Source organism: Streptomyces sp. CO7 (genome assembly GCF_053474865.1).
Genome location: NZ_JBRIOU010000002.1, coordinates 708,550 through 717,628, shown reverse-complemented (window position 1 = coordinate 717,628; position 9,079 = coordinate 708,550). Strand labels below are relative to the sequence as shown.

Sequence of the window (9,079 nt, the reverse complement as noted above, 5' to 3'; positions counted from 1 at the left end):
CCCGCCGGCCGCGCCGGTCAGCCGGACTGCCGCGCCGGCTCGGGCACGGCCGGCCGGGCGCACGCCGCCCAGTCCACGATCTGCACCGCCGCGCCCGCGGCCTCCTCGCCCCGGCAGCGGGCGTGGTGCCTGCGGGCGATGCCGTCCAGGTCGAGGTGGGACCCGAAGGCCGGGTGCGCGGCGAGTCGTCGCGCGTACGCCCACAGCCGGGGATGGTCGGTGATCCGGTGCACCGCGGCGGCGTCCAGGTGGTGACGGTGCACGGTGTCGAGCTGCAGCAGCGTCGCCCAGACCTGCACGTCCGCGAGGGTGAGCCGGTCGCCCACCACGTGGTCCTGGCGGGCGAGCCGCTGCTCCAGCGTGTGCAGCGCCTCCAGCAGGGTGGCCAGCGCCGCGTCGCGCGCCGCCTGGTCCGTGCCGGGCAGCCCGGCGCGCTGGGCCGCGCCGGCGATGTCCTCCTCGCAGAGCCGGTCGGTGCCCGCGATCGCCTCCTCGGCGCCGTGCGGGAGGAGGTCGGGGCCGTCGGCGCCGAACTGCCGGACCAGGTCGCGCAGGATGTCGGGCGTGTGCGTGCTGACGATCCGTCCGGTCCAGGTGTCGTGGAGCACGGGAGCGGCGGCCGGGCCCGGGTACTGATGGGAGCTGGCCTCGTACAGCGGCCGCAGGAGCCGGTGCCCCCCGTCGGGCCCGTCCGGCACGGCGGGCAGCAGCGTGACCGGCAGGGCCTCGCCCAGGCCGAGCAGCCTGTGGGTGACGGCGATCCGCAGGCTCTGCGGACAGGAGACGGAGAGGTGGAGCCGGTAGCGGCGCGCCGCGGCGTAGTAGCCGCTGCGCGCATCGCTACCGATTCGGCCGCGGAAGGACGGCACGGCGGAGGGCCGGATGGCAGACATGGTTCTCCCTGGGGTGCTCGGCGCGGGTGCGGGAAGGCGCCGGCGCGCGCGGTCCCGCGCGCGCCGGGTCGGGGTGCCTTCGCGGACCGGTCAGACGCGACCGGTGGTGACGGCACCGCCGTGCGGGCACCGTGCGGCACTGCACACACGCATGAGATCGATGTGGCGGCGGGAGGTCAGCAGGGGCAGCGGACGGATGGCGACGCGGACGGCGTCGCTCCCGAGGTCCCCTCCCACACTGCCCATGTGATCCCCCATCGATCCACCAGGGTTACTCGACGGAGTGTCAGGCGGCACTCCGGCAACGTCAAGGGACCCGGCACGGTCCGTCGCCGGCGTCTCACCCTGTGGAAGGAGGAGGCCCACCGGCGGGCGGCGCGGGACGGGCACGCCTGGGCGTCCCGGGGAACGCGTACGCCCCGCCGGCGGACCGGCGGGGCGTCGAGGACGGCCGTCACGGGCGGGCGGCCGCCGGCACGGATCACAGGGCGGAGCAGGCCGCCCCGTTCAGGGTGAAGGTGGCGGGAGCGGTGTTGGCGCTCCCCTTCGAGGCGAGGAAGCCCAGGGTGACGGAGCCGCCCGCCGCGATGGTGGTGGTGTAGGAGGCGGGGGTGACGGTCACCGCGGCGCCCGACTGGGCGACGGTGCCGCCCCACATGTTGCTGATCTTCTGGCCGTCGGCGAAGGAGAAGGCGAGCTTCCAGTTGCTGACCGCCGTGGTGGCGGTGTTGCGCAGGACGATCTCGCCCTGGAAGCCGCCGGACCACTGGTTGGTGATCTTGTAGCCCACCGCGCAGCTGCCGCTCGGGGTGTCCCCGCCGGGCTGCGTGGTGACCTGCAGGCCGGCCGAGTTGGCCGAGCGGTTGCCGGCCGCGTCGCGGGCCCGGACCGCGAAGGTGTAGGCGGTGCCCGCGGACAGGCCGCTCACCGTGGCGGAGGTGGTGGCCGAGGTGGCGACCACCGTCTGCGAGGAGCCGTCGACGCGGACCACCTCGTAGCCCGTCACGCCAACGTTGTCAGACGAGGCCGACCAGGTGAGGGCCACCGAGCTCGAGCTCACGGTGGACGCCTTCGGCGTGCCGGGGGCGGTGGGCGCCTGGGTGTCGCCGCCCGTGCCGCCGGAGTAGACCGTGGCCTCGCGGGAGGTCTGGGCGATGCCGTTGGCGCCCTTGAAGAAGCGGGTGCCCCAGCTGGTCAGGGAGGCGGCGTCGAAGTTGGTCGCCATGTCGAGGTACTCGACCCCGCCGCCGTTGCCGCTCCACGACCAGCCGATGTAGCCGATGCCGAGGGACTGCGCGGTCGCCATGATGGCGTCCTCGTCCGGGTTGCCGTCGCTGTGGTCGTGGCCGAACTCGCCCACCACGATGGGCAGTTTGTTGGTGACGAAGGTGTTCAGGTAGCTCTGCACCTCGGCCGCCGTGTCGTACACGCCGTACATGTGGATCGAGAAGACGGTGTTGCGGTCCGGGTCGGAGGCGAAGACCGAGGCGGCGTTGTCGCGCATCGTGTTCGACCAGTCCTGGCCCCAGTTGGGCGCGTCCACCATCAGCGCGTGCCGGAAGCCGGCGCCGCGGAGTTTGGCGATCGCGTTCTTGGTGGCGTCCGTCCAGCCGGTGTAGTTGTTGTTGCCCCACGGCTCGTTGCCGATGTTGATGACAACGTAGTCTTCCTGGCCCGCGAGAACGTCCTTGAGGCCGATCCAGTAATTCGCGGCCTGCTCCAGCGTGCCCGCGGCGGACTCCTCGCCGTACCCGGTGGTGTCGTGCACCTCCAGGACGCAGATCAGCTTGTTGGCCTTGCAGCGGTCGACCACGGCGGCCACGTCGGAGGCGCTGTTGGCGGTCCACCGGTGCCCGTCGGCGAGCACGACGCGGACGGTGTTGGCGCCGAGCGCCTTGATGTCGGCGAACGACTTCGTCTGGCTCTGGTACCAGGTGTGCGCGTGGTTGACCCCGCGCATCACGAAGGCGTTGCCGTTGCTCTCGACCACGCGGCCGTCGGTGACCCGGAGGCCGGCCGGGGCGGCCGCAGCCTGGGCGGGCTCCTTGGCCTGGGCGGGCGCGGCGCCGAGGGCGAGCAGCCCGAGGAGCGTGGCCAGGGTGGCGATCACGGCCGCCAGGGGCCGTCGTCTTGGTGCGCGTGCGGTTCTCACTCTGCCTCCAGCAGTCCGGCGCCGGCTGAGTCCGGCCACCGGTGAGGGGATGCGCGGATAGGGGGACAGCAGGTTCTCGGGCCGTCGGCACGAGAGGGTGGAACGCATACATGGGAGCGCTCCCATGAATCCAGCCGTCAGGGTCCGCGTCAAGGCTGAGGATGCGCCAAGAATATGAACCCCCCTCAAAAGCAGGCGAGTTGTCCAACCACCCACGTCACGGGGCCCGCACGCACCCCCGGCATCGCGTCCATTTCCCCAACACCCCAGGGCGAAGGTGGCGGGATCGGGTGTTGCCCTTCGGTGGCGCTTTACGCACTCTTGATGTGGGAGCGCTCCCAACGCTCTCGTCCCCCCACCCGGGAGACGCAGTGCGACCGACGCGCCAGGATCTCGCCCCCCTCCTGCGCACCGACGTCAGCTTCTCCTCCTGCTCCGCTCCGGCATCACGCGTGCTCCACTCCCACCTGCGCCCCGTCGACGATTTCCTTCCCGGCGGGGCGCTCTGTTGCGGACCCGTGAGGCGAAAGTTGCGACGAAGTTTCGTAACAAAAATTGCCCCCTGGGGCGCAACTCCCTCTCCAGTTCGCTAATTTCTCGCCTCGCAGCAGTAAACGGCGCCTCACGGCACAGCTTGCGTTTCGATGCGGTACGAAAGTTTCGGTGAGGCGCCGTCCAAGCCGACCACTGCCTGTTCGATCCTGGCCACCCCCAGCGAAGGGTCGCAAGACGATGAAGATGCAGTCCTTGTGGCACACAGCCGCAAGAAAGGCGGTCGTCCTCGGGACGGCGGGCGCCATGGCCCTCGGCGGAATGGTCGCCCTGGCCGGCTCGGCCGAGGCGGCCACCACGCTCGGCGCCGCCGCCTCTGCGAAGGGCCGCTACTTCGGCACGGCGGTCGCGAACAACCGGCTCAGCGAGACGGACTACGTCAACACGCTGAACACCGAGTTCAACTCGGTGACGCCGGAGAACGAAATGAAGTGGGACGCTCTCGAGCCCAGCCGCGGCAGCTTCAACTTCGCCAACGCCGACAAGATCGTCAACCACGCCAAGAGCCGCAGCATGCAGGTCCGCGGCCACACCCTGGTCTGGCACTCGCAGCTGCCCAGCTGGGTCGGTTCGCTGAGCGCCGACGAGCTCCGCAAGGCCATGACCACCCACATCACCGAGGTGATGACCCACTACAAGGGCCAGATCGCGGCCTGGGACGTGGTGAACGAGGCCTACCAGGACGGCAGCAGCGGCGCCCGCCGCAGCTCGCCCTTCCAGGACAAGCTGGGCGCGGGGTACATCGAGGAGGCGTTCAAGATCGCGCGCTCCGTCGACCCGGCGGCCAAGCTCTGCTACAACGACTACAACACCGACGGGATCAACGCGAAGTCGACGGCCGTGTACAACATGGTCAAGGACTTCAAGTCCCGTGGCGTGCCGATCGACTGCGTGGGCTTCCAGGGGCACTTCAACTCCAACTCCCCGGTGACCGCCGACTTCCAGCAGAACCTCGAGCGCTTCGCCGCTCTGGGCGTCGACGTCCAGCTCACCGAGCTCGACATCGAGGGCTCCGGCTCCACGCAGGCCGCCGACTACGAGAAGGTCGTCAAGGGCTGCCTGGCGGTGAGCCGTTGCACGGGCATCACCGTCTGGGGCGTCACCGACAAGTACTCCTGGCGCTCGAGCGGCACCCCGCTGCTCTTCGACGGCAGCTACCAGAAGAAGCCGGCGTACACCGCCGTCCTCAACGTGCTGAACGGCGGCACCACCACGCCTCCGACCAGCCCGCCGCCGACGACGCAGCCGCCCACCAGCCCGCCGCCCGCCGGCAGCGGTTCCTGCACCGCGAGCTTCAAGGCCGACTCCTCGTGGTCGGGCGGCTACAACGGCACGGTGACCGTCAAGGCCGGCAGCGCCGCCATCAGCAGGTGGACCGTCACGCTGACCATGCCCTCCGGGCAGACCATCGCCTCGCTGTGGAACGGCGTCTCCACCACCAGCGGCAGCACGGTGACGGTCAAGAACGCCCCCCACAACGGCTCGCTCGCGGCCGGCGCCTCGACCAGCTTCGGCTTCACGGCGAACGGTGGCAGCACCGCTCCGACCGTGACCGGTTGCTCGGTCTCCTGAACCCAGGCCCTCGGGCCTGACGGGGGACCTGCCGGTCCTGCCGGGACGGAGGACGTGCCCCCCTCCCCCGGCAGGCCGGTCCGGTTCCCGTGACCGTGCCCCCCACCACGGTCGGCCGCCGGCCACACGCCTTGTGGCCGGCGAACACCCCCCAGGCGCCCCCGCCGGATCCTCCGGCGGGGGTGTCCGCGTTCACACCGTCCGTGCCGTGCGCCCGCCGGTCACCGGCTGCCGAGGCATTCCCAGAAGCGCTGGACGATGCCGTCGAGGTAGTTCTTCCCCTCCTCGCCGGAGGTGGCCGCGCCGGCGGCCCGGCTCAGTGTCCTGGCGATGAGGTTCTGGTACTCGCCGTGCATGACGCGTAAGGGTTCCTGCAGTTCGCGCTTCTCCATCGACAGCAGCCGTGCGACGGCGCGGATGTGTGCCTGCCACCGGGTGGAGACCGCCTCCACCAGCAGCGCCTCGAGTTCTCCCTCGAGACCGGTGACGGCCACCATGTCGGGCGGCGCCAGCTGGAGGGTGCGGCCCAGCTGGGTGGACTGGTAGGCGCTCCCCGTCCACCGTCCGGTCTCCTCCATGCGGAGGTAGTCGCCCACGCCCATGCCGATCGAGTGGGCGACGTCCTCGGGGGCCATCCCCCGGGCCAGCCGGTGCTCCCGCAGGGTGCGTGGCGCGCCCATGAGGTCTCCCGGGGCACACCACAGGGCGCCGGCGAGCGCGGTCAGTTCCTGGAGGCTGGGCATGGCGACGCCACGTTCCCAGGCGGCGATGTGATCGGGCGTCACGTAGCTCATCCCGTAGGAGGCGCGCATTCCGTAGGCGACATGGCCGGGGGCCATCCCGAGCCTCTCGCGCAGTGTGCGGGCAGCGCGTGCGTTGAAAGGGAGTGGTGGATGCACGGGCGGAGACTATGCAGTCACGGGGCGTTGTTCCATGGCCACTGTCTGCGGTGTCCCGGTTGGGCGGGATAGATCACCGCGAGGTTCGTAGCTACCTACGAGAACGTGATGCATGATCAACTCAGCGTATACACAGAGGAGTTGTGACCTGGCGCGGGATGCGTATGATCCGCACCGCGAGACGCCGCACACACGTTCGTCACATCGTGCGGCGTGCTCCGTCCACGACGGCGCCCTCGCGATCTCCCCCTGCCCGTTCGTCCCAGGAGACGTCATGCACAAAACAGATGCTGGTCCCGCCGCGCCGCCCTCCGGCGGCGGTGGTGGCGGCGGCGGTCTGGACCGGTTCTTCCGCATCAGCGAGCGGGGATCGACCCTCGGCCGGGAAGTCCGCGGCGGACTGGCCACCTTCTTCACCATGGCGTACATCCTGGTGCTCAACCCGATCATCCTGGGCAGCGCCAAGGACAAGTTCGGCGACCAGCTCGACGTCCCGCAGCTCGCCACGGCCACCGCCCTGGTCGCCGCGGTGATGACGGTGATCATGGGTGTGGGCGGCAACCTCCCGCTCGCCCTCGCCGCCGGCCTCGGGCTCAACGCGGTCGTCGCCTTCCAGATCGCCCCGCTGATGGCCTGGGACGACGCGATGGGCCTGGTCGTGCTCGAGGGCCTGCTGATCTGCGTGCTGGTGATGACCGGTCTGCGCGAGGCGATCATGCACGCCATCCCGCAGCCCCTGAAGCAGGCGATCAGCGTCGGCATCGGCCTGTTCATCGCCTTCATCGGCTTCGTCGACGCCGGCTTCGTCACCCGTATCCCGGACGCCGCCAACACCACCGTGCCCGTGCAGCTGGGCACCGGCACCCTCGGCGGCTGGCCGATCCTCGTCTTCTGCCTCGGCGTCCTGGTGACGATCGTGCTGCTCGCCCGCAAGGTGAAGGGCGCCATCCTCATCAGCATCGTCCTGATGACGCTGCTGGCCATCGTCATCAACGCGCTCGCCGACGTGAAGAGCTGGGGCCTGACCACCCCGGCGCTGCCCGACAACCCGGTCGCCGCTCCCGACTTCGGGCTGCTCTTCCAGTTCGACCTGCTCGGCTCCTTCGGCCAGGTGACCGTGCTGACCGTGGTCCTGCTGATCTTCACGCTGATCCTGTCGGACTTCTTCGACACCATGGGCACGGTCGTCGGCGTCACCGCCGAGGCCGGACTGCTCGACGAGCGGGGCCAGGTTCCCGGCCTGAGCCGCGTCCTGCTGATCGACGGCGCCGCGGCGGTCGCCGGCGGCGTGGCCTCCTCCTCGTCCGCCACCACCTACGTGGAGTCCGCGGCCGGTGTCGGCGAGGGCGCCCGCACGGGCTTCGCCAGCCTGGTCACGGGCGGCCTGTTCGCCCTCGCGCTCTTCTTCACCCCGCTGCTGACCATGGTCCCGATGCAGGCGGCCTCCCCCGCGCTGGTGGCGGTCGGCTTCCTGATGATGACGCAGGTCCGGCACATCGAGTGGGACCGCTACGACGTGGCGATACCCGCCTTCCTGACGATCACCGTCATGCCGTTCACGTACTCGATCACCAACGGCATCGGCGCCGGCTTCGTCGCCTACGTGGTCATCAAGGCGTGCCTGGGCCGGGCCCGCGAGGTCCACTGGCTGCTGTGGGGCACCGCGGTGCTGTTCCTGGCCTACTTCGCCATCGGCCCGATCGAGATGCTGCTGGGCGTCAAGTAGGGCGCGTCTCCCCTGCGGCCGGTGTCCGGCGGCGGCCTCCGCGGCCGCCGGACACCGGCCGTGGCCGATGACCGGATCGGTCCGCCGCCGGACCCGATGCGGCCTGTCCCGGGCCGTCGCCGGTGGCCGAGGCTGAGGGCATGAACAGAGCACTGATCGTCATCGACGTCCAGGAGTCCTTCCGTGCCGGTCCGCAGTGGGAGGCCATCTCCGACCCGGAGATCGCCGGCAAGGTGAACCGGCTGGTCCGCCTCGCCCGTGCCGCCGGCGACCTGGTGGTGTGGGTGCTGCACTGCGAACCCGGCACCGGCGGCCTCTTCGACCCGGCGCTCGGCCAGGTGCGCCTGATGGAGGAGCTGCACCGGGCGGAGGACGAGCCGCTGATCCACAAGACCTCCCACAACGCGTTCACCACCACCAATCTGCAGCAGCTGCTCACCACGCGCGGCATCGGCGAGCTCACCGTGTGCGGCATCCGCACCGAGCAGTGCGTGGAGACCACCACCCGGGTCGCCGCCGACCTCGGCCACCGGGTCACCTTCGTCGTCGACGCCACCGCCACCGGACCGATCCCGCACCGCGACGCCCCCGCCGGCCGGAGCGTCGCCGAGATCCTGGCCGACCCGCGCACGCTGCCGGCCGAGGAGGTCGTCCGGCGCACCGAGTACGCCCTCGCGGGCCGGTTCGCCACCGTCACGACGGTCGACCGGCTGGAGGCCGGGGCGGCTCTTCCGGCATGATGACCGGATCGTGAGCCGAGTCGTCTTCCTCCTGGTGCCCGGAGTCCACCTGCTGGACCTGGCCGGCCCCGCACAGGTCTTCTCCACCGCGGCCGACCAGGGGCACCCCTACCGCCTGTCCTACGTCGCCGGACAGTCCAGGGTCGCCACCGCGCAGGGTCTGCCGGTGGCGGCGGACACCGAGTGGCCGCCCCTCTCCCCCGAGGACCTGGTCCTCGTCCCCGGCTGGCGGACCGACGGCCGCAGCGGCGGCCCGGAGGCCGGGGACCCCGCGCTGCGGGTGCTGCGGGAGCACCACGCGCGGGGCGGCACGGTCGCCAGCGTCTGCGCGGGGGCGCTGGCGCTGGCCCGGGCCGGTCTGCTCGACGGCCGCACCTGCACCACCCATCACGACGTGCAGGAGGCACTGGCCAGGAGCCACCCGAAGGCCTTGGTGGTGCGCGACGTCCTGTTCACCACGGACGACCGGGTGATCACCTCGGCCGGCATCGCCAGCGGCATCGACCTGGCCCTGCACCTCGTCGCCACCCGCCACGGTCCCGCGG

General features: G+C 71.2%; 7 protein-coding genes. 4 read left to right on the top strand and 3 right to left on the bottom strand.

The features are described from left to right. Positions 1-17: 17 nt before the first annotated feature. Together ACOV8S_RS05245 and ACOV8S_RS05240 are read right to left on the bottom strand one after the other, a co-directional pair. Positions 18-893 carry a glutathione S-transferase C-terminal domain-containing protein gene (locus ACOV8S_RS05245; protein ID WP_448316345.1) on the bottom strand — a complete coding sequence of 292 codons (876 nt, stop codon included), beginning with the start codon at positions 891-893 and terminating at the stop codon, positions 18-20. 481 nt (positions 894-1,374) lie between these two features. Next, positions 1,375-3,045: a cellulase family glycosylhydrolase gene (locus ACOV8S_RS05240; RefSeq protein ID WP_448316344.1), complete on the bottom strand. Its 1,671-nt coding sequence runs from the start codon at positions 3,043-3,045 to the stop codon at positions 1,375-1,377. 732 nt (positions 3,046-3,777) lie between these two features. On the opposite strand from ACOV8S_RS05240, the gene ACOV8S_RS05235 reads away from it, so the two are divergent. Next, positions 3,778-5,169: an endo-1,4-beta-xylanase gene (locus tag ACOV8S_RS05235; RefSeq protein WP_448316343.1), complete on the top strand. Its 1,392-nt coding sequence runs from the start codon at positions 3,778-3,780 to the stop codon at positions 5,167-5,169. Between the two features lie 221 nt (positions 5,170-5,390). Here the strand turns inward: ACOV8S_RS05235 and ACOV8S_RS05230 are convergent, their stop codons facing one another. Continuing rightward, positions 5,391-6,008 carry a helix-turn-helix domain-containing protein gene (locus tag ACOV8S_RS05230; RefSeq protein ID WP_448316342.1) on the bottom strand — a complete coding sequence of 206 codons (618 nt, stop codon included), beginning with the start codon at positions 6,006-6,008 and terminating at the stop codon, positions 5,391-5,393. A gap of 334 nt (positions 6,009-6,342) precedes the next feature. Here ACOV8S_RS05230 and ACOV8S_RS05225 point away from each other — a divergent pair, with 334 nt between their 5' ends. The 3 genes from ACOV8S_RS05225 to ACOV8S_RS05215 all read left to right on the top strand — a co-directional run. Next, the gene (locus tag ACOV8S_RS05225) at positions 6,343-7,794 is read left to right on the top strand and encodes an NCS2 family permease (RefSeq protein ID WP_448316341.1); all 1,452 of its coding nucleotides are present in this window, start codon (positions 6,343-6,345) and stop codon (positions 7,792-7,794) included. A 140-nt stretch (positions 7,795-7,934) separates the two neighbouring features. Continuing rightward, positions 7,935-8,534 (top strand): cysteine hydrolase family protein, encoded by a 600-nt coding sequence (locus ACOV8S_RS05220; RefSeq protein WP_448316340.1) that lies wholly within the window; start codon positions 7,935-7,937, stop codon positions 8,532-8,534. Between the two features lie 10 nt (positions 8,535-8,544). After that, positions 8,545-9,079: DJ-1/PfpI family protein (locus ACOV8S_RS05215; RefSeq protein WP_448316339.1), on the top strand; the 535-nt coding region annotated here is incomplete at its 3' end.